The following is a 25,959-nucleotide window of genomic DNA, read 5'->3' on the forward strand; positions in this document are numbered from 1 at the left end:
TTAATTAATTGAAATGAAACGTAATGCAACAGCCGTTTGGAATGGCACTATTAAAGAAGGTTCAGGCAACCTGACAACCGACAGCAAAGTACTTGATAAAACCCAATATTCATTCAATAGTCGCTTCGCCGATGGAATTGGGACCAATCCAGAAGAACTGATGGCTGCTGCCCATGCAGGTTGTTTCACGATGAAATTAAGCTTAGACTTAACTGAAGCTGGTTTTAATCCCACTTCTTTAGAAACCAAAGCCACAGTAGCTCTAGATAACGGGGTGATTACTACTTCCCACCTTGTGCTAAAAGCTCAGATCCCCGGAATTGACGATGCTAAATTTCAGGAAATTGCAGCGGGTTCCAAAGCTACCTGCCCCGTAAGTAAAGCCTATAATGTGGAGATTAGTTTGGAAGCGTCTTTGGTCTAATGAATTTTTAGATAAACTTATTCCCAAAACCTCCTTTTTATTTAATAATTAGGAGGTTTTTTTATTCTATAGTTACGAGATACGCCGTAATTTATCTATTTTCGGATTTTCAAGCCAAATAAACTATAAAACCACAAATGACCAAGTCTATACTTGTTTTGAAATTAGGTTCGGCCTCAATTACTACCGCTAAAGGGGAGATTGATGAGGCTATAATTGCAGATATAACCAGGCAAGTGGCAGAACTTGCTAATAACCACCATTTAATACTGGTTTCTTCAGGTGCAGTTGCTGCCGGAAAAAAGTTCATTAAGAACTACAAAGGTAAAATCAGTGAAAGAAAAGCAGCGGCTTCAATAGGAAACCCGCTATTGTTGAGTACATATTCAAAACATTTTAAGCCCTACAATATTTCTATTGCCCAAAGTTTGTGCGAAAGACAACACTTCTCTAACAGGACTCAGTTTCTCCAGTTAAAAGAAACTTATGAAGAATTATGGAAGAATGGAGTCATACCAATTGCTAATGAAAATGACGTAGTAAGTAATTTAGAACTAAAATTCTCTGATAATGACGAACTTGCAACGCTATTAGGTGTTGGATTTGGTGCCTCACTTATTCTTTTAGGAACATCCGTACCCGGTGTATTAGATAAGGAAGGCAATGTAATAGATAAAATAGATGCGATCAATAACGATGTTTTTTCTTTAGCCAACAAGAATACATCGGAAGTTGGATTAGGCGGAATGATCTCCAAACTAACTTTTGCTAATCTGGCCTCAACCATGGGAATTAAGGTTGTTATTTTTGGTGTAAGAACGCCAGATGGCATACTTAAAGCAGCAAAAGGAGAGTCGGGCACGATATGTACACCTAAAGACTGCTCTATATCTGCAAGAAATAAATGGCTTGCAAGCGGAAGTTTGGTAACCGGCAGACTTAAGGTTGATGCAGGAGCAAGCGAAGCAATCAGGAAAAGAAAAAGCTTACTTGCAGTTGGAGTAAAATCAATTGAGGTTAATTTCGCCAATGGCGAAATATTTGAAATTATTGATGAGGAAAATAACATTGTTGCCGTTGCTCTGGCCAAAGTTTCATCAAGCACAATTAGTAAAAACGCTAAACAACATAACCTGGAGATAGCCAATGCCAGTGATATTGTAATATTATAAAATGATAATGGAATCAATAGAAGACCAGTTAATTAGTGCACAAAATGCCAAAAAATCCATATCAACGCTCAGCGATAAGGATAAACAAGGTATAATCACCCGAATTGCACAAATTATTTCTGAGAGAAAAGAAGACATCATTGCTGAGAATTTAAAGGACCTGGAGAAGATGTCTGATGCCGACCCCAAAAAGGATCGTCTTCTGTTAAATTCTGAAAGAATTATTGAACTTAGTAAAAGCTTGGTGGATGTTTCAAATCTTGAAGATCCAACAAACAAAATCCTTTCTGAAAAAACAATTGACAACGGACTTTTCATTCAAAAAAGAACAGTTCCGCTAGGTGTTGTTGGTGTAATTTACGAATCAAGGCCAAATGTTACCCTTGATGTAGCTGCATTGTGTATTAGATCGGGGAACGTTTGTCTGCTTAGAGGCGGTCAAGATGCTTACCATACCAATCTGTTTGTGGTTTCTTTAATTCAGCAGGTGCTTGCAGAAAGTAACCTTGACATCAACATCGTACAACAGCTTCCTGCAGAAAGAAAGTATATTTTAGACATCCTAACTGCAGAAAAATACATCGACGTAATCATCCCCCGCGGCTCTAATCAACTTATTGAATTCGTTCGCAAAAACGCTTTAGTACCAGTTATTGAGACAGGAGCAGGGGTTTGTCACACTTATGTGGAAGAGACGGCTAAACTTCCTGATGCAGCTAAAATAGTGGTAAATGCCAAGGTATCCAGACCCTCTGTTTGTAATGCTTTAGACACTGTTTTAATAGACAGGAAAGTAGCACAACCATTCCTGGAAATACTTGCGCCTCTACTTGCCGGATATAACGTTGAGATATTTTCGGATGAAGATTCTTATAAGATATTAAAGGATCAAAACTATCCTTTAATTAATAAAGCCGAACCTGAAGATTTTGGAAGAGAATTTCTAGATTTTAAATGCTCTGTAAAAATTGTGGATAGTACTGATGAAGCGCTTGATCATATTGCAAAGTTTTCATCAAAACATTCTGAAGCCATCATCACACAAGATGCTGTTAAGACAGAATTATTCCTGAACCAGGTTGATGCCGCTGTAGTGTATTTAAATGCTTCTACAAGGTTTACAGATGGACAGGTTTTCGGATTAGGCGCCGAAATTGGAATATCTACTCAGAAGCTACATGCAAGAGGGCCATTTGCACTTGAAAAACTAGTTACAGAAAAATGGATCGTTAAGGGTGAGGGGCAAGTAAGATGAAACCAGCATCAATAAAAGACATCGCCAGTAAGGCGAATGTATCCATTACTACTGTATCCTTTATTTTGAATGGCAAAGCGGAACAAATGCGCATTAGCAAAGCTGTCATTGAAAAGGTTAACCTCATCATTAAGGAACTTGATTTTAAACCAAATCAGATAGCACGAAGTTTAAGGACCGGAAATACACAAACTATAGGATTGATCGTAGAAGATATCTCTAACCCTTTCTTTGCCAGTATTGCCCGTAAAATAGAAGACAAAGCTTACAAAAAGGGGTATAAAATCAGCTATTCAAGTACTGAAAATGATCCTGTTAAAGCCAAGGAGCTTATTGAAATGTTTAAGTCCAGACAGGTGGATGCCTATATTATTGCACCCGTACCGGGAATTGAAAATGACATAAAGCAGTTACTCGCAGAGCGTATTCCTGTAGTAATATTCGACAGGAACCTTCCGGATATGGACGTAAACTGTGTGGTAGTAGACAACTTTAATGGAACCTATATTGCTACAAAGCATCTCATTGATACGGGCAAAAAGAACATTGCTTTTGTTACTGTCGATTTACATGTAGATCAGATCAACAATCGTTTTTTAGGATACGAGAAAGCGCTCGAAGATCATGGTATACCGTTCAATAAAGATATTTATACTGAGATACCATTTGATAGTTCTGACGACAATACAAATGCACAATTGATGTTATTGTTCGAAAAGAACCCGCATATTGATGCCGTATTATTCTCTACCAACTATCTGGCCATTAAAGGCTTGTTGGTTTTGAAGACAATCAACAAAGTTGTCAATAGAGATTTAAGTGTTGTGGCCTACGATGATCACGATGTATTTAAGCTACATACACCACCAATTAGCGTTGTAGATCAGCCAATTGAAGAAATGGCCGAGAAGATCATTGATGTACTTCTAAATGAGCTTGCTTCGGCCAATAATACCTTGATAAAAAGAGAAGCCTGCAAGTTGATCTTGCAGCCTAAATTTATAGAAAGATGATTTAGAGGTTTTTAAACCTCTAAATCATTCATTATAGCTTTTACTTTGGCGCTAAGTTCAGCATCAATAGCTTTAAAAGCAGCCTTATCTTTTAACGGCGCATTTACACTGCAGTAGAATTTAATCTTAGGTTCAGTACCCGATGGTCTGGCCGAAATAATGCTTCCGTCTTCCGTAATAAACTGAAGCACATCAGATTTTGGAAGTTCCAAATCTTTCTTTGCATTAGCAATTAGGTCCGTTTCAATACCCAATTCATAATCTTTTAATGTAGCAACCTTAGAACCACCAAGTGTAACAGGAGGGTTGTTTCTAAATTTCTCCATCATTGCTTTGATCTCTTCAGCTCCGGTTTTACCTTTTTTGGTAATAGAAACTAATTCTTCCTTGTACAGACCATACTCTACATACATATCAAGCATAGCATTGTATAGGCTGCTACCTTTATCTTTATAAAAAGCGGTCATTTCAGCGATAAAAGCACATGACACGATAGCATCTTTATCTCTAACAAGTTCACCAATTAAATACCCGTAGCTTTCCTCACCACCACCAATAAAGGTCTTTTTGCCTTCAAGGCTCGTCATCAATTGACCAATCCACTTAAAGCCAGTTAGTGTGTTGTAATAGGTAACATTCTTAGCTTTAGCTATTTCTTCAATTAAATTAGAAGTTACAATTGTTTTAACGATGTATTGCTCTCCGGTAAGTTTACCTTTTTCTTCCCATGCACTTAACAGGTAATTAATTAATAAACTACCAGTCTGGTTTCCGTTTAGAAGCACAAATTCCCCGTCATTATTCTTAACAGCTATACCAACTCTGTCTGCATCAGGATCTGTAGCTAGAACAAGATCAGCATCTATTTCCTGGGCTTTTTTAAGTGCAAGCGTAAGCGCTTCTTTTTCTTCAGGGTTAGGGTACACTACGGTCGGAAAGTTCCCATCAGGAGTACTTTGTTCTTCAACCAAAGTTAAATTGGTAAAGCCAAATTGCGCCAGCGCTTTAGGCACTAAAGTGATTCCTGTCCCATGAATAGGAGAGTACACAATTTTAAGGTCCTTTTGACGGGCAATAGCTTCCGGAGATACTGATAACTCCGTGATTTTATCCAGATACAACTGATCAATTTCCTCAGCTATCAATTCAACATTGCTATCAATGCGATCAAATTTAACTTCATCAATACTCTTGATGTTAGCAACCTCATCCATCACAAGCGTATCATCGGGAGCGGTAAATTGTCCACCATCTGCTCCATAAGCTTTGTAGCCATTGTATTCCTTTGGATTGTGAGAAGCAGTAAGCATAACACCACTACGACAACCCAGTTGACGGATAGCAAAAGATAATTCCGGAGTTGGTCTTAATGCCTTGAAAAAGTAAACATGTATGCCGTTTGCCGAAAATACATCAGCAGTGATTCCCGCAAAATAATCAGAATTATTACGGCTATCGTGTGCGATGGCCACCTTAACTTTTTCGCCCGGATATTTCTTAAGTAAGTAATTGCATAAACCCTGCGTAGCAGTTCCAATTGTATATTTATTGATCCTGTTAGATCCGGCACCCATTATCCCACGTAAACCGCCGGTACCAAATTCCAGACTCCTGTAAAATGAATCTGTAAGCTCCGTAACTGCTTCTTTATCCAATAACTGCTGGATTTCATCTTTAGTTTTTTGGTCGTAATTGCCATTAAGCCATTCATTTATGGTACTTAAGGTAGCTGCTTCTAATTGCATAGTTTATGATGTATATTTTAAAATCCCTTAATGAAAAACAGTATTCTAAGCGTGAACTTTTATAATAGAAGTCTAATTCTTACAATAATCCAAATTTTATTTCGTCAATATCATGATTATTAGCTCCGTTTTCTTTAATTTCACGCCCTAATATAAGTATATAACCAATTTGATTGAAATAATATTAACCTTTAAAATTTAAATAACTAATAATGAAACCATCAGATTTTTACTGATGGAATTATTACCAAAAAACAATTTATAAAACTATGAGAATATTAAAGTTTGGAGGAACTTCTGTAGGAAGCCCTGAGCGGATGAAAAAATTGCTGGATATCATTAATCCGGCAGAAGAACAAATTGTAGTGCTTTCAGCGGTGTCTGGCACAACCAACAGTTTAGTAGAAATTTCAGCCAAACTTTTAAAGGAAGATAAACAGGCCGCGTTAGGTCTTATTAACGCACTGAATGAAAAATACAATGAATTTGTGATTGAACTTTTACCTGAAGGCGATTTCCGTGATCAAGGTCAGGAAGTGGTAAATTATCACTTTAACTTCCTTCAAACATTGGTAAATGATCTTTTTACACCAATTGAGGAGAAAGTAGTACTTGCACAAGGCGAGTTACTATCAACCACATTATACCATATCTATCTTAAATCGATAGGTGTACCATCTGTATTGTTGCCTGCTTTAGATTTCATGAAAATTGATGAGGACAATGAACCTGATGTTCCTTATGCAACCAAGCATTTACAACCAATATTAGATCAAAATAAAGGAAATAAACTTTTCATTACGCAAGGATTTATCTGCAGAAACAGCTTTGGCGAAGTAGACAACCTTAGACGTGGCGGAAGCGATTATACTGCATCATTAATTGGAGCTGCTATTTCGGCCCAAGAAGTTCAAATCTGGACTGATATTGACGGGATGCACAATAACGATCCGAGGATAGTTAAAGGCACTAAACCAATTTCTCAGCTTTCATTTGATGAAGCTGCTGAGTTGGCTTACTTTGGAGCTAAGATATTACACCCACAATCTGTTTTTCCAGCTCAGAAGTACAAGATTCCTGTAAGGTTATTGAATACTATGGAGCCATCTGCTCCAGGTACCTTAATTACAAATAGCAGTGAGAAAGGTAAAATCAAATCTATTGCTGCTAAAGATGGCATTACTGCAATTAAGATCCAGTCGAGCAGAATGTTGTTAGCGTATGGTTTCTTAAGACGTGTTTTCGAAATATTTGAGCGCTATAAAACTCCAATAGATATGATTACGACTTCGGAAGTAGCCGTTTCCGTAACTATTGACTTTACGGACAACCTGAGTAAAATCATTGAAGAGCTACATGATTTCGGAACGGTAGAAGTTGATACTGATCAATCGATAGTTTGTGTAGTTGGAGACTTTAGTGCAGAAAAACATGGCTATGCGGCACGTGTATTGGATTCAATTAAACACATTCCGGTTCGTATGATCTCTTATGGTGGAAGTAACTATAACATTTCGTTATTAATTAATACCGGTGATAAAACCGAGGCATTAAAAAGCTTACATAACCGCTTATTTGAGTAATTATCTTCTTTTAAGCCAAAAGATAATACCAGCTATAATGAAAACGAGTGCGATGAAGAGACGATTTCTTCTTTCGTACTCTTTTCTACTGATCTTCTGCTTGTTATAGTCGCGATGATTACCAAAGTAGATCAGGCCTAAAACAACAATAACAATTATTAAAAGATATTTAAACATTATGTTTTCTGATAAAGATATATCGCACTTCGCAAATGTAGAAACACCTTTCTATCATTACGATCTTACTTTGCTACAAAAAACGCTTAGTACATGCGCAGATGCAGCAAAGTTATATAATTTTCATGTGCATTATGCTATGAAAGCAAACTTCAATCCCCGCGTTTTGGAAAAAATAAAGGCTGTAGGTTTTGGTGCTGACTGTGTTAGTGGTGGCGAAGTAAAAAAAGCCATAGAAGTTGGTTTTGCTAAAGATCAGATCGTTTTTGCCGGTGTTGGGAAGTCTGACAAAGAAATTAACAGCGCTTTGGACAATGATATCTTCTGCTTTAATGTAGAATCTATTCAGGAATTAGAAGTCATCAATGAATTAGCAGCCAACAAAAATAAAAAAGCCAGAGTAGCTATCCGCATTAATCCTAATGTTGATGCACACACGCATCATAACATTACAACAGGACTTGATGAGAATAAATTTGGTATTAATTCATGGGATTTACCTTCATGTGCTGAAACCTTAAAGAAATCAGCTAACCTGGAGTTTATTGGAATACACTTTCATATCGGCTCTCAAATCACCAATCTGGAGGTGTACAAAAATCTTTGTGTACGTGTAAATGAGTTTGCTCAGTGGTTCGAAGAAAGAGGCTTTATCGTAAAAGTGTTAAATGTTGGTGGTGGCTTGGGTATAGATTACCATAACCCGGAACAACAGGTGCCTGATTTCAGTGCATATTTCAAGATATTCTCAGATTTCCTTGAAATTAAAGCAAGTCAAGAAGTGCATTTTGAGCTTGGAAGAGCTTTAGTTGGTCAGTGCGCTTCATTGATCAGCAAGGTTTTATACATCAAGAATGGTAAAAAGAAGAACTTTGTGGTTCTTGATGCAGGTATGACCGAATTGATGCGTCCTGCATTATACCAGGCCTACCATAAAATTGAGAACTTAACCAGAGGTACTGAAACCTCAATGAAATATGATATAGTAGGGCCAATTTGCGAAAGCACAGACTGCTTTGGTAAGGAGGTTGAACAGCCTGAAACATTTAGAGGTGACCTATATGCAATCAGAAGTGCAGGTGCTTATGGCGAAGTTATGGCTTCGAAATACAACCTTAGAGATGAAATCAGATCTGTTTACAGCGATCAGATTTAATAATAAGAAGAAAGGCAGCATTGAGATGCTGCCTTTCTTTCTTGTGAAATAAGTTAATCTTCAAAGAAGTCAACAAGACCTCCTAAATAATACCCTTCAATTCCTTCGGTAAAATCTTTATAATCTTCATCTGGAATATTGGTTTGAACAAATTCCAATGAAGTACCTTTTTTATCCTCATGCAGTTTAATGGTAACTACTGAAGGCTCATTGTCTTCACCAAAGTACCATTGCTGTACGATCTTTTTGCCATGCTCAAATTCAATATTTTTGCCGGTAATATCTCCATCCCAAAAAGAAAACTCAGTATCAGCTTCTTCTGTAAATTCAACCTCCGCACCAGTCCATAACTGTATGCTTTGTGCTTTGGTTAATGCCAAATAAACCTCTTCAGGAGAGGCAGGCAAGTAAATGTATTTTTTAAATGTTTTCATAATTATTCACGTCCTTTTTCAGGATCTCCACCTTCTAACTCAACTGCTCCAGGCATAGTTTCCTGATCTTCAATTCGCTCTACTTCTTTAAGAGTAGTCGTTTTAGCGCTGTATTGTTCGCTGTAATATTCTGCTAATGCCTGTTCCCATTCTTCCTTCGGATAAGTAAACACAAATGTTTCTTTTACCCTTTGAGATTTCAATAAGTACCAGGTCCAGACCGCACTCATCAATACCGTCCCCATTAGACCCGGAATTCCTTTCGCCTCCGCTGAAGTAGTTTGGGTGATGTGGTCAACGTACAAAGCTATAGCGATGTCAAAGATAAGAAATCCAACATGCGAAATTGAAAGTATAATAAAATGTTTAGGGAAATTAGTTCGTTTATTAAAAAACAAGACTGCGCAATAAATACCATATGAAAATAGAAAGCCATAAATTATAGCCTCAATAGCAAAGGCACTTTTAACTACCCATTGAGACGAACCAAAAGCACCCAACTGCGTCCAAAAACTATTGCTAAAAAGACCAGAAATCAAAGGACTAATGAGCATAAGGAAAGGCAGGTACACAACCCTAATTCCTAAAAGCACCAACCAATCGCCAATTGGCGCAGCGTAGGCAATCTTTTCAATATCAAATTCCGTCCTTTTACGATAAGCTAGGAAAACCAAAAAGCCTGTTATAACAATGGCCATAATAAAAGGCACCACTGTAAAAACACCAATACCAGAATTGGCGGTTATTTCTGATCCTTTGCGATTAACATGGTAAGTCAAATACTCATCTATCTGTTTACTTTCTTTTATATAATTTTTAATCTCGTCAGGCTCAATCACACCAGCCATGGTACGGAAGGTATAGTCGAAAGTCGCCTTCCTGTCGCGCTGAAATCTATACAATTCAAAATAGTACTTATCATTTTCTATCTTAAAGTTTTCGGTGCCCAAATCTGTATCATAAGGCATATTGATAGCTATCCTTTGCTGAATATTTACATGATTTGCAATTGCCAAAGGAGCAATTCTTTTACTGCCGGTAATCTTTCTTAATTGATGACTTATCAAATCACCATAGAAAAAGAATTGCTTGTCATTACCATCACTATTGTCAACCCAGGCATTACTGATTTGGTAGCTTTCGGTTATCTCTATAGTATTGTTTTTCTCATCGTCCACATACTTTAATGGAGCTTTAGTCTCAATTTCCGGATAAAGTTTAGTGTAATACTCTAGATAATTCTTTTCTGTTCCATCAGTTCCGGATTCAGCAATTTCAGCCCTTATATTATCTGCATAATGATCAGTGTAAGTCGTTTTAATCTGTAAAGTGGTTATCCGATTTTCTGTAGTATCAGCCAAATTGAAATCAAGATCAGAAATTAATTTACCGGCAGGATTGCTTTCTATTTTTTCCAAGCCACTTACATTCGCTTTCAGTACCAGTGCATTCCCATAATCGGGAGAATAGAAATTATCAAAAGATCCACGCTGATAGGAGATAGTAGGATCTATCCAGGTCTTAAAATAATCATATTCAACCATCACAATAACGTGGTTAAACACAAACGGGCTTGGCAAATAATCAATAGTTTTATCTCTTAAATAGGTATCCACATAAGCCATATAAGCTTTTACATCAATCGCCTTTAGCAAATGAACGAGCAGCAGCGACTTATCCTTACAGTCGCCATACCTTTGTTTCAAGATCTTTTCGGGTGAGTTAGGACGATGGGAGTAAGCCCCGATTTCTATGCCCATATACCTGATTTCATCCTGCACAAATCTGGTAGCCAATTCAATGTACTTCTTTTTGTCATTGCCGGCTTTTGCTTTCAGTTCAATCACCTTTTTATCAAGAAGAGGCGTTTTTAAATCAGGGTAATCATTCACAGCCAAACCCCATTGAACCACTTCATTCCAATTTTTATATTCACTTACCTGGATTCTTTTTAAAGGGTTATACCAGGATGGCTCATAATCAACTCCACGATGGGTTTTTGTTAAGGTGCTTTCCCACTCATAAAATTTCAGATTATCCTTCTCTGTGATCTTTGGAGCTGTAGCATCATTGAAACTCTTCACGTTTAATTGCCTGTTTTTATCAATAATAATATTGGTATAAACATGGCTGATACTTGTTGCGCCCTCAAAATAACAGGTTGATGAAAACTTCTTTCCAAATATTGGATTGTCTCCTTGAAGTGTGTACGAAAACTCAATTCTATCACCTTTCCTTACATCATCAAGTAGCAGAAAAGCTTCATAAGTTCCGTTGTAAATAAAACGGGATAGCTCTTTTTCAGACTGTAAAATCTTAAACTTTACTGCCGACAATTGATCCTGTGGCACATTGTTTCGCCAAAGAATTACCTTATGAAAAATCAGTTTCTGATAATCAGGCGCATAACTAACCGAGAGTTGAGATCCATTTTGAACTCCGGCATCCGAGACGATCTCTCTGATGATATGAGTAAACTCTTCTTTACGCTCTGCGTGATTCTGGTTCTCATAGAGAGATAGATAAAAGCCGTCAGATACATCTTTCAACGGAGTTTTAACCTTTTTTTCTGCAATCTTAACTATCCATGAGGGCTCAGTTTTGTTTACGGAGAAGTTTTTGCCCTGACCATAGCCGTTTACAACGCTAAATAACACGACAAGCACTAACAATAGGAGTGTTCCTAAGGATTTTCGGAGCGTTAAAAGAAACATAACAAAAGTATAAAAAGTTGAGGAGCGTTAATTTACGAAATTATTTGAAAGCATTTATACCTGTCACATCCATTCCGGTAATTAATAAATGAATATCATGAGTTCCTTCATAAGTAACTACAGATTCCAGGTTCATCATATGCCTCATAATCGAATATTCTCCGGTAATCCCCATTCCGCCAAGCATTTGTCTCGCGTTACGGGCAATATCTAAGGCTATCTCTACGCTATTCCTTTTTGCCATTGAAATCTGTTCTGATGTAGCTCTGTTTTCGCTTTTTAACACACCTAAACGCCAAACCAATAGCTGCCCTTTGGTAATTTCAGTAATCATTTCAGCCAGTTTCTTTTGCTGCAACTGAAAGCCACCGATAGGTTTACCAAATTGCACACGCTCTTTAGAATAGCGTAAGGCAGTATCATAGCAGTCCATAGCCGCACCTAAAGCACCCCACGCAATACCATAACGCGCTTGATTTAAACAACCTAAAGGTCCTTTCAATCCGCTTATTTCAGGAAAAACATTTTCCTTAGGCACCTTTACATTGTCAAAAACCAATTCACCTGTTGCAGAAGCTCTTAAACTCCATTTGCCATGAGTTTCAGGAGTTGTAAAACCTTCCATGCCGCGTTCTACAACCATTCCTCTGATTTTTCCAGATTCGTCCTTAGCCCAAACCACGGCGATATCGGCAAAAGGAGCATTAGAAATCCACATTTTTGCACCATTAAGCACATAATGGCTGCCATTATCTTTAATATTGGTCACCATTCCACCCGGGTTAGACCCGTGATCCGGCTCGGTTAATCCAAAGCAGCCCATCAGTTCACCGGTAGCAAGCTTTGGTAAGTATTTTCTACGTTGTTCTTCGGTTCCGTAAGCATAAATAGGGTACATTACCAATGAACCCTGCACAGAAGCAGTAGACCTGACTCCTGAATCACCACGTTCAATCTCCTGCATTATGATGCCATAGGCAATATAGTCCAAACCTGCACCACCATATTCAATAGGTATAGTAGGGCCAAAGGCACCTATTTCACCTAAGCCTTTAATGATCTGCTTCGGAAATTCTGCCCTTTGGGCGTAATCTTCAATAATAGGACTCACTTCTTTTTTAACCCAGTCTCTAGCAGTAGCACGAATCAGTTTGTGCTCTTCAGAAAGTAATTCGTCTAGTAAATAGTAATCGGGAGCTTCGTAAAGGTCTTTCTTGGCAGATTTATTCATTGTTTCCAGTATATTTGGTTACGTAAAGAGCTATTGTAATCAAAGGTAATAAATTAGCACAATGGCAGGTTATAACGGATCAAAAATTTAATTTCGTAAAATGAGTGGTATTCAAAACTATATGCAGACAGTTGCCTTAAGAGATGTTAAATGTTATGCGTTACATGGGTATTACCCTGAAGAGCAGTTAACAGGTATCTATTTTACGGTTGATGTGGTGGTTACATTTACGCCCGATACAGACACCGAAAATCTGGAGAAAACTGTTAATTATGAAATATTGAATAGCATCATATTAGACGAAATGAAACGCACCAGAAAAATGCTGGAAACCGTTGTTAAAAGCATTTTAGACCGTGTAATTGAACATTATCCATTTGTAATTACTGCGGAAGTGGGCATTAAGAAGCTCAATCCTCCAATGCCAGGCGAGATAGGACATTCATTTGTGCAACTTAAATACACTTCGCCGTCATGAATTTGCTCATCCCGAATTTAATTCAGGATGAGGGAGTGCATAACAAGACTAACCCAAAGCATCAAACACATACAACCTAACCATACCAATTAAACCCACAAACTAAAGATAAGCGTATCATGGAATACACTAAAATCACTTCTGATATACTAGCTCAAATCACGCAAATTATAGGTGCTCAAAACGTTTTTACAGACGAAGAATCCCTTGGAAATTACGCTCATGATGAGACAGAAGACCTTAAATATTACCCTGAAGTTGTAGTTAAGCCAACCGATGCAAACCAAATCTCAGCATTACTAAGATTATGTAACGCAAATCATATACCCCTTACTCCACGTGGCGGAGGTACCGGATTAAGCGGAGCCGCACTTCCCATTTATGGCGGCATACTGTTATCAATGGAAAAATTTAAGGCCATAATTGATATAGATACAGAAAACCTTCAGGCAACAGTTGAGCCGGGAGTTATAACGGAAGACTTTATAAATGCCGTTGGCGAACACGGGTTGCTTTACCCCGTAGACCCATCAAGTAAAGGCTCCTGTTTTATCGGCGGAAACGTTGCCCATGGTTCCGGCGGACCAAGGGTAGTTAAATACGGCACCATCAGAGAGTATATTTTAAACCTCGAAGTAGTGCTGCCAACCGGAGAAATTATCTGGACAGGTGCCAATACTTTAAAATATGCTTCGGGTTATAACCTTACCCAAATGATGATCGGATCGGAAGGAACATTAGGTGTGGTAACTAAAATAGTAACCAAACTTGTTCCTAAACCTCAGCAAAGCGTTTTAATGCTGGCTTCTTTTGGCGAAAATGAGAAAGCATGCGCCGCTGTTTCAGCAATCTTCAGAGCCGGAATTGTTCCGTCAGCACTAGAGTTTATGGAAAGAAAGGGAGTAGAGTGGGTAATTAAATTCGACGATATTAAATTCGACCTGAAACCAGATGTAAATGCGTTCCTTCTCATCGAATTTGATGGTGATGATATGGACACAATTTTTAAAGATTGCGAAAAAGTTAATCTGGTTCTGGAACAATTTGAGTGTAGAGATGTCCTATTTGCCGATACCACCCAACAAAAAGAAGACTTATGGCGGATGCGTCGTACCATGGCCGAGTCGGTTAAATCTAATTCTGTTTACAAGGAAGAAGATACCGTGGTGCCAAGAGCCGCATTACCTAAGCTGATCAACGGAATCAAAGAAATAGGTAGCAGATATGGCTTTGAGAGTGTGTGTTATGGCCATGCCGGCGATGGCAACCTCCACATCAATATCATTAAAGCTGGAATGAGCGACGCGGACTGGAAGAACAAACTCAAAGACGGGATTGTTGAGATATTTGAACTAACAAGTGCATTAGGTGGTACAATATCAGGCGAGCATGGTATTGGATTGGTGCAGAAAGAATTTATGCCTATAAAATATAGTGAGGTTAACCTCAATCTGATGCGAGGAATTAAATCCATATTTGATCCAAATGGCATCCTCAATCCAGGTAAGATCTTTTAATTTATAAGAACAGCTCGGTTAATTGCTATCGAGCTGTTCAAAAAGTATCATCTTGTTTTTCTCTTCTTCGGGTATTGGGGTAGAAATTTTAGCTTCATAATCAAATGCTACACATACCGTTTTTCCCTTACTGCAAATTACTTCTTTACCGTGTTCCATTTTGATCAGTAAATATTCCAGATCAAAACTACTCTTTCCAATCCTCGAGGTACGAACGTACATGCTGATTTTATCTTCAAGAAAAACAGGAGTAGTGTATTCAAGAGATGCCTGGGCAATTACAACACCTGTTTTCTTCCAGTCCCACTGTATTGCCTGTTTCCAGTATTTAGCTCTGGCGATTTCCATGAAGGTAAAGTAGGTAGCGTTGTTCACGTGGCCCATCATATCGAAATCAGCAAACCGTGTTTCAATGTTGGTTTTATACTTAAAACTGTCTATTTGATTCACTATGTCTGTCGTTTTGTCTTGCTTAATTGTTTTGTTGCGCCAAAATGTCTTAAAAATCATAAATAAATGGGTTGGTATAGGAGTTGATTATAGGGTTAATATAAAATTTAAATTAAAAAATAGGAGACATAAACGATGACACTAGTAAAATTCAACAACAGAACCAGGAACACCGCACCTTACTTTAACAATGTATTCGACTCTTTGTTTAGTGAAGCAATAAATAAAAACTTAACTATAAACAAAGTACCGGGAGTAAATATTTTAGAAACCGAAACTGATTACAAAATTGAATTGGCTGCTCCGGGCTTAACCAAAGAAGATTTTCAAATCAACTTAAAGAAAGATACACTTTCTGTTTGGGCTGAGAAAAAAACGAGCGAAACAGAAGATAAAAAAGATTATACACGCAGAGAATTTGACTACTTCTCATTTGCAAGATCATTTGTATTACCTGAAAGCGTAAATGCAGATAAGATTACTGCAGAATATGTAAATGGGGTTTTAAACATCACGATCGGTAAAGACGAAGTAAAATCTCAGAATAAAGAAATTAAGGTTTCATAATTAGGTTAAAGTTTGGTTTTTTAGGGAGAACAGGGTGCGCCGAAAGATGCACCCTTTCTTTTTGGGTATAGTTCGGATTTTGTTCTGAATCTAGCTGGAGTCAGTCCACGTCTAGTCCACGTTTTACTAGGAAAAAGGTGGAGTCAAGGTGCGCTCATTGTTAAAGCACTGCGCACTGACTCAAAGCCAAAATGGAGCGTATACAAAAAGAGAGTGAATCATAAAACATGATCACTCTCTTTGTTTTGTTTTTGTTATTCTGGTGAAGGCCAGAACCTTGCACAAGAGAAATCCTAGGTGTAACCCAGAATCTTTAATACTTGCTTACTGTTTTGCTCTTCTCCAAATACTTCAAAGTTGAATGTCTCATCTCTGTTTCTTCGGATAATTACGTGCTTAGGACTTGGCAACAAGCAATGATGGATACCACCATAACCACTTAAAACCTCCTGATAAGCACCGGTATTGAAGAAACCTAAATATTGTACTTTACGTGTTTTAGGCATAAACACACTGTTCATGTGTGCTTCCTGGTTGTAATAATCCTGACCATCGCAGGTAATACCGCCTAAGTTTACTCTTTCATATTCCGCATCCCAGTTGTTTATCGGAAGCAAAATGTATTTCTGGTTTAGTGCCCAAACATCAGGAAGATTAGTGATGAACGAACCATCCAACATTAACCATTTCTCTCTGTCGTTCTGTTGCTTACGACCTAATACCTTATACAAAATACCAGAAGCTTCGGCAACTGTGTATTTTCCAAACTCAGTAATAATATCCGGTTCAACAACATCGTGCTCAGCACAAATTTCTTTAATCCTTTTTACGATCTCATTCACCATGTATTCGTAATCGAAATCAAATACCAATGAATCTTTAAATGGCATACCACCACCAATATCCAAAGTATCCAGTTCAGGATTAATTTTCTTGAATTTGCAGTAAAGCGTAACGTATTTCTCCAATTCGTTCCAGTAATACGGAGAATCTGTAATACCTGAATTGATAAAGAAGTGCAATAGTTTTACCCTGAAATTAGGATTGGCAGAGATTTTATTGTTGTAAAAATCGATCACATCCTCTAAACGCACCCCTAATCTTGAAGTATAGAATTGCGAATCAGGCTGCTCCTCAGCCGCTATACGGATACCAAGGTTACACGGTGTATCCAATTCAACCTCATCATCAAAAAGGTTAAATTCCTCTTTATTATCTAAAACAGGGATGATGTTTTTATAGCCATCATGCAACATATCAATAATATATTGCTTGTATTGGTAGGTTTTAAAACCATTACATATTACAGTAATGTCTTTTGTTAAGGCACCTTTTTTCTCTAATGCCTCAATCATCGGCATATCAAAGGCTGATGAAGTTTCTAAGTGAATGCCGTTTTTAAGTGCTTCTTCTACAATGTGACGGAAGTGAGAACTTTTTGTACAATAACAATACTTATAATCTCCGCGATAGTTGTTCTTGATGATAGCCGTTTGGAACAACAACTTGGCTTGTTGGATCTTTTTACTAATTAATGGAAGGTAAGTAAAACGCAATGGCGTACCATAGGTTTCAATCATTTCCATTAAATTCAGATCCTGAAAATATAATTCGTCGTCTATAACGCTGAAACCTTCCTGAGGAAAACCAACACTTAGATCAAGAAATTCGGAGTAACTCTGCATTTTTTATATTTTTGAACTATTATTTATAGGGTTTGGCAAATTAAAATGAGTTAATTTTGTTGCCAAAGATAAACACTTTATAAAATACACCCGTATTTTTTTTATGACTAAGACTTTAAAAATTATTGAGGTAAAATCTGAGATCGGCGCCGGCACACGGGGAGCGAGTTTAGGAGTGGATGCAATTAAGATTGCAGCACTGGATTTTGGCAGTCGTTTCTTTAAAAAACATAAAACTGTAGAGGTTCCAAATGAGAATCATTTATTGCTTGAAACCACCGGTAGTCCGTTTGCAAAGCGGATTTCGGGGATTTTAACCATGATTGAGCGGGTAAGCGATGAGGTAAACGCCACATTGAATAAAAACGAATTTCCGATAGTACTTGCAGGCGACCATAGTACTGCGGCAGGTACCATTGCGGGTATCAAAGCTGCCTTTCCAAAATCTAAATTGGGGGTAATATGGATCGATGCACATGCAGATATTCATTCGCCATACACCACACCGTCTGGAAATATGCATGGAATGCCGCTTGCGATGGCTCTTGATGAGGACAATATTGAGTCGAAGGTGAATAAGCTTGATCAGGAAACCATCAATTATTGGTATCAGTTAAAAAATGTAGGTAATATTGCTCCAAAAATCAACTACCGGGATCTGGTATTGATTTCGGCAAGGGACATGGAGCGGCCTGAAGAGTATTTGTTAAAGAAAAATAAGGTTAAAATAGTTACAACGGCTGAGCTAAGAAAAAGAGGAGTAGAGCGCACGGTTATTGAAACGCTTAAGTACCTGGATCATTGCGATATGATTTACGTTTCCTTTGATGTCGATTCACTTGATCCTACTGCTTCGAGAGGCACAGGAACGCCAGTGGCGCAGGGGTTAACAGAACGGGAAGCGGGGAACTTAATGTCGAGGCTGATCACAAACCAAAAGGTTTGCTGCTTCGAAATTGTTGAGGTAAATCCAACATTAGACAAAGAAAATCAAATGGCTGAACATGCTTTTGAGATTTTAATTAAAGCAACTAACGCTTTCAGAAACGAATAGAAAACACTCGGTAATAAGAAGAGAACATGAATATTGAACAACATATAGTAACTGCAACTATAGCAGCAGTAAAGGAATTATACGGTCAGGACATTCCTGAAAATCAGGTTAACCTGCAAGACACGAGAAGCGAGTTTGAAGGCCAAATTACGATAGTAGTGTTTCCTGTGGTTAGGTTTTCTAAGAAATCGCCAGAGGTAACAGCTAGTGAATTGGGCGAATATTTAGTAGCAAACGTACAAGACGTTACTGCATTTAACGTAATTAAAGGGTTTTTAAATTTAACTATTGCAGATGCTTACTGGTTAAATTTATTCAATAAAGAATTGCTTGATCCTTCGTTTGGTTCGATAAAGCCTAACGGTCAGAAGGTAATGGTTGAATATTCTTCGCCAAACACCAACAAGCCTTTACACCTTGGTCACGTAAGAAACAACCTGTTAGGTTATTCTGTAGCTGAGCTCCTTAAGGCTGATGGTTATGAGGTAATTAAGGTTAATTTGGTAAACGACAGAGGTATCCACATCTGTAAATCGATGCTTGCTTGGCAGAGATGGGGGAATGGCGAAACTCCTGAAAGTTCTTTCTTAAAAGGAGATCACCTTGTGGGTAAATACTACGTTATTTTTGATAAGGAATACAAAAAAGAAATAGAGGCATTAAAAGTTGAAGGCCAAACTGAAGACGAAGCAAAAAAGAATGCGCCACTAATTATAGCCGCTCAAAAAATGCTTTTAGGTTGGGAAGCAGGCGAAACAGCAGTTATTGATCTTTGGAAAAAGATGAATGGTTGGGTTTACGAAGGTTTTGATGTAACCTACAAGAATTTAGGTGTGGATTTTGACAAGTACTACTACGAAAGCAACACTTATTTGTTAGGTAAAGGAACTGTTGATGAAGGACTTGAAAAAGGTGTTTTCTTTAAGAAACCTGATGGTTCTGTATGGATTGACTTAACTGCTGATGGATTAGATCAGAAGTTGGTTTTACGTGCTGACGGAACTTCGGTTTACATTACTCAGGATTTGGGTACTGCACAAATGAAGCATGATGATTTTGGAATGGATAAATCAATATATGTAGTTGGTAACGAGCAGGATTACCACTTCAAGGTATTGTTTTTGATTCTGGAGAAATTAGGTAAATCCTGGGCCAATGGCTTGTATCATTTATCATACGGCATGGTTGATTTGCCTAGTGGAAAAATGAAGTCGAGAGAGGGAACGGTAGTTGATGCCGATGATCTGATTGCCGAGATGGTAGCCACAGCTAAGCAAAAAACTGAAGTTTTAGGTAAGGTAAATAACTTTACAGACGAAGAAAAAGATGTGCTATATAACCAAATTGGCTTAGGGGCTTTAAAATATTTCCTTTTAAAGGTTGAGCCTAAAAAACGTTTACTTTTTGATCCTTCAGAATCTATCGATTTCCAGGGCAACACTGGTCCGTTTATCCAGTACACTCATGCCCGTATTAAATCGCTGTTGAGCAAAGGGGGCTATGCTAAAGATGCTAATGCCCCTGAGGTATCTATTACACCAACAGAGCTAGAAATGATTATGCTGTTGGCTAAATACCCATCAGAGATTTCTGCCGCTGCAAAGGTTTATAGTCCGGCTACATTAGCCAACTACCTTTATGAGGTGGCAAAGATGTTTAACAAGTTTTATCATGAGGTTCCGCCAATTGTTAAAGAGGAGGATGCCGCAATTAAACAGCATCGCTTAAATTTAAGTTCGGTTACGGCTGGTATTCTTAAAGCCGGAATGAACATATTAGGCATCACAGTGCCAGAAAGAATGTAATTATTTGTTTTTGAATATAAGGAATAGGCTCAGCACTTTAGTTTTAGTGCTGAGCCTATTTTGTTAAAAGCCAGCTACAAGGCCATCAATATAACCTGCACGTTTTACTAACCATGCTCGCATTTTCTGATAGTCGGCTGTAAAATCACCACTGCTATTTCCCCATTTCTCGAAATCCTTTTTCTGAGAAGCCTCGATTGTACTTGCGTATTTATTTAGGTACATCATTAGTTCCGGCATTTTATTCGCCTTAAAAGCCGTCCATTTTTGCTTAAATAGTGTTTTAACTTTCGGATCGGTAAGCAAGCGCTTAAAAAATTGCGTACCTAGTGATGATGATGAATTCCATAAAAGAGAATTTTCATATTTCTCGAAATGAGTACCGGTGCCTTCGAATCCAAAAGCCCAATCGAAGTCCCATAAGGGGCCAAAGGCATATTTACCCTCTTTAGGCTTATACATGTAAAGACTTTTTGGATGATTAAGCTCTTCGTTGTCTGTTAAATTACACACGATAAATAAGTTAACCAGGGAATTTATATCTAAATAATCTGAATAGTTATTACCTGGAAATGAATTGGAAGAGATTGCATTTTCCATGAGTTGAAATTCATTTTTTATGGGCGTAACTTCAGTTTCAAGGTTTAAATCAGGATACTTAATCATTACCGGAAGTTTATACGTTCCTGATTCAAATTTCCATGGCTCATCATAATAGGTATCAAGTTCTAATAGTGTTCCTCCATCTTCAATATTGACGCGGTTTTTGGCAACGGCAACCTGCTCAGTGAATGCATAGCTTCCAACATAGGTATTGTTTATAGTAACATCTACAGGGATAATATGGTTGGTATAAGGCATCTCCAGCAGCTGACCGGTTTTCATGGCAACAGCATTAAACATGAGCGTTGGGTCTAAATAATTTGCGAGTAAAACCCAATCCTTTTCTTCAGCTAAACCCAATAGAGACGCCTTTTTATCTAGTTTTAAGCGGTATGGCTTTTTAGGGAATCCCCATGTAGAATTTCCTCTGCCTTTTATTCTTGTTGTGCCGGTATAATCGTCGAATGCGCCTAAACCCTCAATTTTAATTGTGGCTGGTAAGTAAACGTCTTTTGAAACAATTGGCGCATTATCGGTGGTTACAATATAGATATGTGGAACTGAAGACTCCCAATCTACAGTCATGGTATATTCGGCTTTGGCGCCGTATTTAGATGTTAAGATATATTTTACAGGATTGGTAAAATCAACAACTGTTTTACCGCTTTCCTGTTTTACTCCATCTATGCTTACATCAACAGCCTCGGTAGTAAATGTGGCAATAAGTTTTCTGGATGGGGACTTTAATTTTGCTGTAGCATTACCATTCGATATTGTAAAATTAAGATCCTGTGTAAGGTTTGAATTGAGTGCTTTTTGGAAAGTAAAAGTCTTAATAATGAGTCCAATGTCATCAACTTCCTTAACGGTAACTGTATAGGTGTTTTGGCTACCGTCATCAGCTGTGACTAAGTATTTTACAGGTTTGGAAAAGTCGAGAACAGAAAGGGTTGATTTCTGCGCTGTTCCATTTACTGTAATGCTTTTTCCTGTTGCAGTGAATGTGGCTTTAAGTTCGGTTAATTTTAATCCTTTTGTAACAGTAAGCACAATGCTGTTGCCACTTATTTCGCTTCCTATATCAAGCTTAAGTGCGTTTGGATTATTAACAGCTTCTATTTTAAATGCTGTTATTTCTTTGGCACTACTAAGTGGGATCTCTTTTTTCTTGCAGCCGGAGGCAACGCCTAATACAAGAAAAAGCAATACAATCTTTTGAGTTAAGTGGTTCATTTGGTTGGTTGTATCTGGTTAGTTTAGATACAATTATACCTTTATTTTTCGGTTCCTGCTTTAACTGCAGCTGTTTTTTTCTTCCGGAATGTGGCAAAGGTCATTGGGCTTTTTTCTGGACGTTCATCTCCGAGCAAAACACCCCATTGTTTAAAAGTAACGGTTCTGTCGAAAATAACTTTTAACACTGCAATTACCGGAAGGGAGAGGAACATTCCGGAAACTCCGGCGATACTACCTCCAATAATTACGCCTAGAATAGCGAAGAAAGCATTTATCTTCACTTTTGAGCCCACAATTCTTGGCATCAATATGTTGTTGTCGAGAAACTGAACAACGGCAATAACTAGCAATACGGTAACTACAGGCCAGAGCTCTGTTGAGGAGGTTAGGGTTAATAGAACACCAATGATATTGCCAATTAAGGCGCCAACATATGGAATAAGATTTAAAATAGCGAAAATAACCCCAATCAATAGCGCATGCTTAATTCCGACAAGAAAAAGGATTCCACCCAATAAAACGGTCATATAACTAACCTGAATTAATAACCCTACCAGATAGCTTTTGATGATGGATTCTGTTTCATAAATTGCTTCCTTAACCTTTGGGTGATGCTCCGGTTTAAACCACATAAAGGTGAAACGTAACAAGATATCCTTATAGAACAGCATCAGGTAGATGTAAATAGGGAGTAGGCCTACAAAAACGAATACAGAACTCAGCGTAACAGCCGCACCACTAGCAGCTTTACCGGCCATTCCTATTAGATCATCGCTCTTTTCAGTTATAAACTTAAGTTGCTCTCTTGTTGAGATATGACTAATGTTACTTACCCAATTACTTAATGCTTTCAGGTGTATATTCACATTGTTTTTTATCTGAGGGAAATCGGATACTAAGATGCCGACCTGAGCAGAGAAAAACCATACCAGCAATCCTATTAAGATCACCAGTAATAGAATAGGAAGTATGATTGCAACTGCTTCCGGGAGTTTTTTTCTGATTAAAAAACGGTAAACTGGAAGAACTACAATACTGATAAAGAAGGCCATTATAACCGGCATGATAATGCTATTACCAACTACTAAAATAGTGACTAATAGAACCAGACCCAATAATTCGATTGATCGTTTTACAGTAAGAGGCATGTCTGTCATAGGTAAAGTATTTGTTTTTTTCATTAAGTAACGCTGAAAGGTATGAAATGTTTGGCTAGTTTTGCAAGTAAATACCCTTTTAGTAAAATCTATATACATACAGAACAAATGATCACAAACGAAACCATAGTTGCTTTATCTACTCCACCAGGAGTGGGCGCAATTGGCGTTATTCGCCTTTCAGGCAAAGATGCTATAGCTATTACTAACTCGGTTTTTATTGGCAAGGATTTGCTGACTCAGGAGTCGCACACCATCCATTTTGGTTTAATAAAGGATGGCAATGCTGTTATAGATGAGGTTCTTGTGAGTTTATTTGTAGCTCCAAAATCGTATACTAAAGAGAATGTTGTCGAGATTTCTTGCCATGGCTCTAATTATATTATTCAGCAGATTATTAGTTTGCTGATAAGAAAAGGTGCAAGTGCGGCCAAGCCCGGTGAGTTTACTTTAAGGGCATTTTTAAATGGGGGACTTGATTTATCTCAGGCTGAAGCTGTTGCCGACCTAATTTCTTCGGACTCTGCCGCTGCTCATCAGGTAGCTATGAATCAGTTAAGAGGTGGCTTCAGTACTGAACTGAACATATTGCGCGAACAATTAATTCACTTTGCCTCTATGATTGAGCTTGAGCTTGATTTTTCTGAAGAGGATGTGGAATTTGCAAACAGAGATCAGTTACAGGAATTAATAGCCAAAATCACCCTTGTGATTAATAAGTTAATCCGCTCATTTGAGCTTGGAAATGTAATTAAGCAGGGGATTAATACCGTTATTGCAGGTAGACCAAACGCCGGGAAATCCACTTTGCTAAATGCGCTTTTAAATGAAGACAGGGCAATTGTTAGTGAAATTGCCGGAACTACCCGTGATACAATTGAGGAACTTTTAAATATTGGTGGCATCAACTTTAGATTGATTGATACGGCGGGTATTCGCGAAGCTACTGATGCCATCGAAGCAATAGGTGTCGAAAAAACCATGCAGAAGATTAGTCAGACGGCTTTATTGGTGTATTTATTTGACGTGGTTAATATGTCGGCCACTGAAATACATGATGATATTGCTCGTTTGCACAAGCCAGGTATTCCGTTTTTAGCTGTTGCCAACAAAATGGATCTTTCCTACAGTGATCGCTTGAAAGAGCTTAAGTTCCCTTCGGATATCTCGTTTATTTCTATTTCCGCTAAGCAGAATCAGCATATCGAGGAATTGAAGCAATTACTTTATGATACTGCAGTAGGAGATAAGCTATCTGATAATCACACCATGGTAACGAACATCAGACACGTTGAGGCGTTGCAAAAGACACAGACAGCTTTAAATAGCGTTGCCAATGGTTTGGATAACCCGGTAACTTCGGATTTCTTAGCCATGGATATTAAGCAGGCCTTGTATTATTTAGGAGAAATCACAGGGCAGGTTACTACTGATGACCTGTTGGAGAATATATTTAGCAAGTTCTGTATTGGCAAATAATCCATGACAACTACTGCATAATTACGACAGGTATCGACAACTAAATCACTTATTGTTAATAACTTATATGATTTAACCTTATCCAATTTCTTGGATAGTTGGCATTTTTTTGCACACTTTTGTATCTCATTTGTATCTCAAGCACGAGAATTTTACCCTCAAAAATGTACAGGGTAAATGATTGCGCTTAATGTATCTTAATTACACTTAAATCATCTTAATTACGCTAAATGGCGCTAAAACTGGGTGAGATAACGACCGATGATTAAGTGAACAAAATGTGCGGAGAACAGATGGAGAAGGCCTTAAACTATATAGCAATGAGTTCTAATTTATCCATCAAAAGAATTTGTGAATATTGCAGGAATACTTTTACTGCAAAAACGACGGTAACCAGGTATTGTAGCCTTAAGTGTAATAGCAGGCATGGCAAACAAAAGATTCGTGAGCAAAAAATTAAAGTATCTGAAGTTGAGGTACAATCAACTATAGCTACCTCAGGTACAAGCTTGGCCCCAGTAGCAGAATTTCTCACCGTTAAAGAAGTTTCAAAACTTGTCAATCTCTGCACAAGAACAATTTACAGTCTCATTTACAGCGGAAAAATCAAAGCAGTTAGGCTTTCAGCTAGAAAGATTATTATCAAAAGAAAGGAAGTTGATAAGATTGCATGTTTCGGCATTACTGTCCGCTGATTTCGGAAATAAGCTGACACCTCATTTCATTCCAAACTGACCGCATTATTTCGGGCCAAAGTGGCCGTTTTGATTATTTGAAGGCTGTTTTTTGGATTGTAGTCTAAAAATTATCTTACGCTTTTGAGGGCTATTCGCGGCCTCTAGGTGAATATGTTGCTATACTTTGGGATAGGAGTCTGTGCAAGAGATTTGGATCGTTTATATGGGCTTATTTTAAGCCGGCTCAAAACGCTTGGTTGATTAATCATTAAAAAGGCTTTTGTAGCTAGTGGATGTGATTGGAGATTATCTCAGAGAGGTTATGCTACTTTTGGTCAGTAGCACAA

21 protein-coding genes are annotated in these 25,959 nt (G+C 37.9%); 13 read left to right on the forward strand and 8 right to left on the reverse strand.

Annotation, left to right across the window (positions count from 1 at the left end; genetic code table 11):
• Positions 1–13: 13 nt before the first annotated feature.
• From HQN83_RS01470 to HQN83_RS01485, 4 genes are all read left to right on the forward strand, one after another.
• Positions 14–424, forward strand: a complete 411-nt coding sequence (locus tag HQN83_RS01470; protein ID WP_173087884.1) for an OsmC family protein — start codon at positions 14–16, stop codon at positions 422–424.
• Positions 425–561: 137 nt separating this feature from the next.
• Positions 562–1,596: a glutamate 5-kinase gene (proB, locus tag HQN83_RS01475; RefSeq protein ID WP_173087886.1), complete on the forward strand. Its 1,035-nt coding sequence runs from the start codon at positions 562–564 to the stop codon at positions 1,594–1,596.
• A gap of 7 nt (positions 1,597–1,603) precedes the next feature.
• Positions 1,604–2,851, forward strand: coding sequence for a glutamate-5-semialdehyde dehydrogenase (locus tag HQN83_RS01480; protein WP_173087888.1), 1,248 nt, complete (start codon positions 1,604–1,606; stop codon positions 2,849–2,851).
• Positions 2,848–3,864, forward strand: coding sequence for a LacI family DNA-binding transcriptional regulator (locus HQN83_RS01485; RefSeq protein WP_173087890.1), 1,017 nt, complete (start codon positions 2,848–2,850; stop codon positions 3,862–3,864). The genes HQN83_RS01480 and HQN83_RS01485 overlap by 4 nt, the downstream gene beginning before the upstream one ends.
• An 11-nt stretch (positions 3,865–3,875) precedes the next feature.
• Here the strand turns inward: HQN83_RS01485 and HQN83_RS01490 are convergent, their stop codons facing one another.
• Entirely contained in the window at positions 3,876–5,609 is a 1,734-nt protein-coding gene (locus tag HQN83_RS01490; RefSeq protein ID WP_173087892.1) for a phospho-sugar mutase, read from the reverse strand.
• Positions 5,610–5,878: 269 nt separating this feature from the next.
• Here HQN83_RS01490 and HQN83_RS01495 point away from each other — a divergent pair, with 269 nt between their 5' ends.
• Together HQN83_RS01495 and lysA are read left to right on the forward strand one after the other, a co-directional pair.
• Positions 5,879–7,192: an aspartate kinase gene (locus tag HQN83_RS01495; RefSeq protein WP_173087894.1), complete on the forward strand. Its 1,314-nt coding sequence runs from the start codon at positions 5,879–5,881 to the stop codon at positions 7,190–7,192.
• Between the two features lie 178 nt (positions 7,193–7,370).
• Positions 7,371–8,525 carry a diaminopimelate decarboxylase gene (gene lysA / locus HQN83_RS01500; protein ID WP_173087896.1) on the forward strand — a complete coding sequence of 385 codons (1,155 nt, stop codon included), beginning with the start codon at positions 7,371–7,373 and terminating at the stop codon, positions 8,523–8,525.
• A gap of 53 nt (positions 8,526–8,578) precedes the next feature.
• Here lysA and HQN83_RS01505 read toward each other — a convergent pair whose 3' ends face one another.
• Genes HQN83_RS01505 through HQN83_RS01515 form a run of 3 tightly spaced genes read right to left on the reverse strand, consistent with a single transcriptional unit; the run spans position 8,579 to position 12,904 of the window.
• A complete protein-coding gene (locus tag HQN83_RS01505; protein ID WP_173087898.1) occupies positions 8,579–8,959 on the reverse strand; it encodes an SRPBCC domain-containing protein in 381 nt (126 codons plus the stop codon).
• A gap of 2 nt (positions 8,960–8,961) precedes the next feature.
• Positions 8,962–11,673, reverse strand: coding sequence for a DUF3857 domain-containing protein (locus HQN83_RS01510; RefSeq protein ID WP_173087900.1), 2,712 nt, complete (start codon positions 11,671–11,673; stop codon positions 8,962–8,964).
• Between the two features lie 40 nt (positions 11,674–11,713).
• Positions 11,714–12,904: an acyl-CoA dehydrogenase family protein gene (locus tag HQN83_RS01515; RefSeq protein WP_173087902.1), complete on the reverse strand. Its 1,191-nt coding sequence runs from the start codon at positions 12,902–12,904 to the stop codon at positions 11,714–11,716.
• A gap of 100 nt (positions 12,905–13,004) precedes the next feature.
• Between HQN83_RS01515 and HQN83_RS01520 the strand changes: the two genes are divergently transcribed.
• Both HQN83_RS01520 and HQN83_RS01525 read left to right on the forward strand, forming a co-directional pair.
• Positions 13,005–13,382, forward strand: coding sequence for a dihydroneopterin aldolase (locus HQN83_RS01520; RefSeq protein WP_173087904.1), 378 nt, complete (start codon positions 13,005–13,007; stop codon positions 13,380–13,382).
• A 119-nt stretch (positions 13,383–13,501) separates the two neighbouring features.
• Positions 13,502–14,899 (forward strand): FAD-binding oxidoreductase, encoded by a 1,398-nt coding sequence (locus HQN83_RS01525; protein ID WP_173087906.1) that lies wholly within the window; start codon positions 13,502–13,504, stop codon positions 14,897–14,899.
• Positions 14,900–14,917: 18 nt separating this feature from the next.
• On the opposite strand, the gene HQN83_RS01530 is transcribed toward HQN83_RS01525, so the two are convergent.
• Positions 14,918–15,409, reverse strand: a complete 492-nt coding sequence (locus HQN83_RS01530; RefSeq protein WP_173087908.1) for an acyl-CoA thioesterase — start codon at positions 15,407–15,409, stop codon at positions 14,918–14,920.
• Positions 15,410–15,484: 75 nt separating this feature from the next.
• Between HQN83_RS01530 and HQN83_RS01535 the strand changes: the two genes are divergently transcribed.
• Entirely contained in the window at positions 15,485–15,916 is a 432-nt protein-coding gene (locus HQN83_RS01535) for an Hsp20/alpha crystallin family protein (protein WP_173087910.1), read from the forward strand.
• A 293-nt stretch (positions 15,917–16,209) separates the two neighbouring features.
• Here the strand turns inward: HQN83_RS01535 and HQN83_RS01540 are convergent, their stop codons facing one another.
• Entirely contained in the window at positions 16,210–17,601 is a 1,392-nt protein-coding gene (locus HQN83_RS01540; RefSeq protein WP_173087912.1) for an arginine decarboxylase, read from the reverse strand.
• A gap of 103 nt (positions 17,602–17,704) precedes the next feature.
• Here HQN83_RS01540 and HQN83_RS01545 point away from each other — a divergent pair, with 103 nt between their 5' ends.
• Both HQN83_RS01545 and argS read left to right on the forward strand, forming a co-directional pair.
• Entirely contained in the window at positions 17,705–18,655 is a 951-nt protein-coding gene (locus HQN83_RS01545) for an arginase (protein ID WP_173087914.1), read from the forward strand.
• Between the two features lie 26 nt (positions 18,656–18,681).
• A complete protein-coding gene (gene argS / locus HQN83_RS01550) occupies positions 18,682–20,460 on the forward strand; it encodes an arginine--tRNA ligase (RefSeq protein ID WP_173087916.1) in 1,779 nt (592 codons plus the stop codon).
• A 63-nt stretch (positions 20,461–20,523) separates the two neighbouring features.
• Here argS and HQN83_RS01555 read toward each other — a convergent pair whose 3' ends face one another.
• Both HQN83_RS01555 and HQN83_RS01560 read right to left on the reverse strand, forming a co-directional pair.
• The gene (locus HQN83_RS01555; protein ID WP_173087918.1) at positions 20,524–22,296 is read right to left on the reverse strand and encodes a CotH kinase family protein; all 1,773 of its coding nucleotides are present in this window, start codon (positions 22,294–22,296) and stop codon (positions 20,524–20,526) included.
• A 41-nt stretch (positions 22,297–22,337) separates the two neighbouring features.
• Positions 22,338–23,480, reverse strand: a complete 1,143-nt coding sequence (locus HQN83_RS01560) for an AI-2E family transporter (protein WP_394353484.1) — start codon at positions 23,478–23,480, stop codon at positions 22,338–22,340.
• 84 nt (positions 23,481–23,564) lie between these two features.
• On the opposite strand from HQN83_RS01560, the gene mnmE reads away from it, so the two are divergent.
• Positions 23,565–24,935 carry a tRNA uridine-5-carboxymethylaminomethyl(34) synthesis GTPase MnmE gene (gene mnmE, locus HQN83_RS01565; RefSeq protein ID WP_173087920.1) on the forward strand — a complete coding sequence of 457 codons (1,371 nt, stop codon included), beginning with the start codon at positions 23,565–23,567 and terminating at the stop codon, positions 24,933–24,935.
• Positions 24,936–25,255: 320 nt separating this feature from the next.
• Positions 25,256–25,630: a helix-turn-helix domain-containing protein gene (locus HQN83_RS01570; RefSeq protein ID WP_173087922.1), complete on the forward strand. Its 375-nt coding sequence runs from the start codon at positions 25,256–25,258 to the stop codon at positions 25,628–25,630.
• Positions 25,631–25,959: the final 329 nt, after the last annotated feature.

The organism is Pedobacter foliorum (genome assembly GCF_013266735.1).
GTDB lineage: Bacteria > Bacteroidota > Bacteroidia > Sphingobacteriales > Sphingobacteriaceae > Pedobacter > Pedobacter foliorum.

What these genes read in the sequence shown, in the direction of transcription:
- HQN83_RS01470 (WP_173087884.1), top strand. Translation starts at nt 14, where the DNA reads ATGAAACGTAATGCAACAGCCGTTTGGAATGGCACTATTAAAGAAGGT.
- argS (WP_173087916.1), top strand. Translation starts at nt 18,682, where the DNA reads ATGAATATTGAACAACATATAGTAACTGCAACTATAGCAGCAGTAAAG.
- HQN83_RS01570 (WP_173087922.1), top strand. Translation starts at nt 25,256, where the DNA reads ATGAGTTCTAATTTATCCATCAAAAGAATTTGTGAATATTGCAGGAAT.
- HQN83_RS01535 (WP_173087910.1), top strand. Translation starts at nt 15,485, where the DNA reads ATGACACTAGTAAAATTCAACAACAGAACCAGGAACACCGCACCTTAC.
- HQN83_RS01530 (WP_173087908.1), bottom strand. Translation starts at nt 15,409, where the DNA reads ATGATTTTTAAGACATTTTGGCGCAACAAAACAATTAAGCAAGACAAA.
- HQN83_RS01545 (WP_173087914.1), top strand. Translation starts at nt 17,705, where the DNA reads ATGACTAAGACTTTAAAAATTATTGAGGTAAAATCTGAGATCGGCGCC.
- HQN83_RS01505 (WP_173087898.1), bottom strand. Translation starts at nt 8,959, where the DNA reads ATGAAAACATTTAAAAAATACATTTACTTGCCTGCCTCTCCTGAAGAG.
- mnmE (WP_173087920.1), top strand. Translation starts at nt 23,565, where the DNA reads ATGATCACAAACGAAACCATAGTTGCTTTATCTACTCCACCAGGAGTG.
- HQN83_RS01560 (WP_394353484.1), bottom strand. Translation starts at nt 23,480, where the DNA reads ATGAAAAAAACAAATACTTTACCTATGACAGACATGCCTCTTACTGTA.
- HQN83_RS01480 (WP_173087888.1), top strand. Translation starts at nt 1,604, where the DNA reads ATGGAATCAATAGAAGACCAGTTAATTAGTGCACAAAATGCCAAAAAA.
- HQN83_RS01525 (WP_173087906.1), top strand. Translation starts at nt 13,502, where the DNA reads ATGGAATACACTAAAATCACTTCTGATATACTAGCTCAAATCACGCAA.
- HQN83_RS01495 (WP_173087894.1), top strand. Translation starts at nt 5,879, where the DNA reads ATGAGAATATTAAAGTTTGGAGGAACTTCTGTAGGAAGCCCTGAGCGG.
- HQN83_RS01485 (WP_173087890.1), top strand. Translation starts at nt 2,848, where the DNA reads ATGAAACCAGCATCAATAAAAGACATCGCCAGTAAGGCGAATGTATCC.
- HQN83_RS01540 (WP_173087912.1), bottom strand. Translation starts at nt 17,601, where the DNA reads ATGCAGAGTTACTCCGAATTTCTTGATCTAAGTGTTGGTTTTCCTCAG.
- HQN83_RS01555 (WP_173087918.1), bottom strand. Translation starts at nt 22,296, where the DNA reads ATGAACCACTTAACTCAAAAGATTGTATTGCTTTTTCTTGTATTAGGC.
- lysA (WP_173087896.1), top strand. Translation starts at nt 7,371, where the DNA reads ATGTTTTCTGATAAAGATATATCGCACTTCGCAAATGTAGAAACACCT.
- HQN83_RS01490 (WP_173087892.1), bottom strand. Translation starts at nt 5,609, where the DNA reads ATGCAATTAGAAGCAGCTACCTTAAGTACCATAAATGAATGGCTTAAT.
- HQN83_RS01515 (WP_173087902.1), bottom strand. Translation starts at nt 12,904, where the DNA reads ATGAATAAATCTGCCAAGAAAGACCTTTACGAAGCTCCCGATTACTAT.
- proB (WP_173087886.1), top strand. Translation starts at nt 562, where the DNA reads ATGACCAAGTCTATACTTGTTTTGAAATTAGGTTCGGCCTCAATTACT.
- HQN83_RS01520 (WP_173087904.1), top strand. Translation starts at nt 13,005, where the DNA reads ATGAGTGGTATTCAAAACTATATGCAGACAGTTGCCTTAAGAGATGTT.
- HQN83_RS01510 (WP_173087900.1), bottom strand. Translation starts at nt 11,673, where the DNA reads ATGTTTCTTTTAACGCTCCGAAAATCCTTAGGAACACTCCTATTGTTA.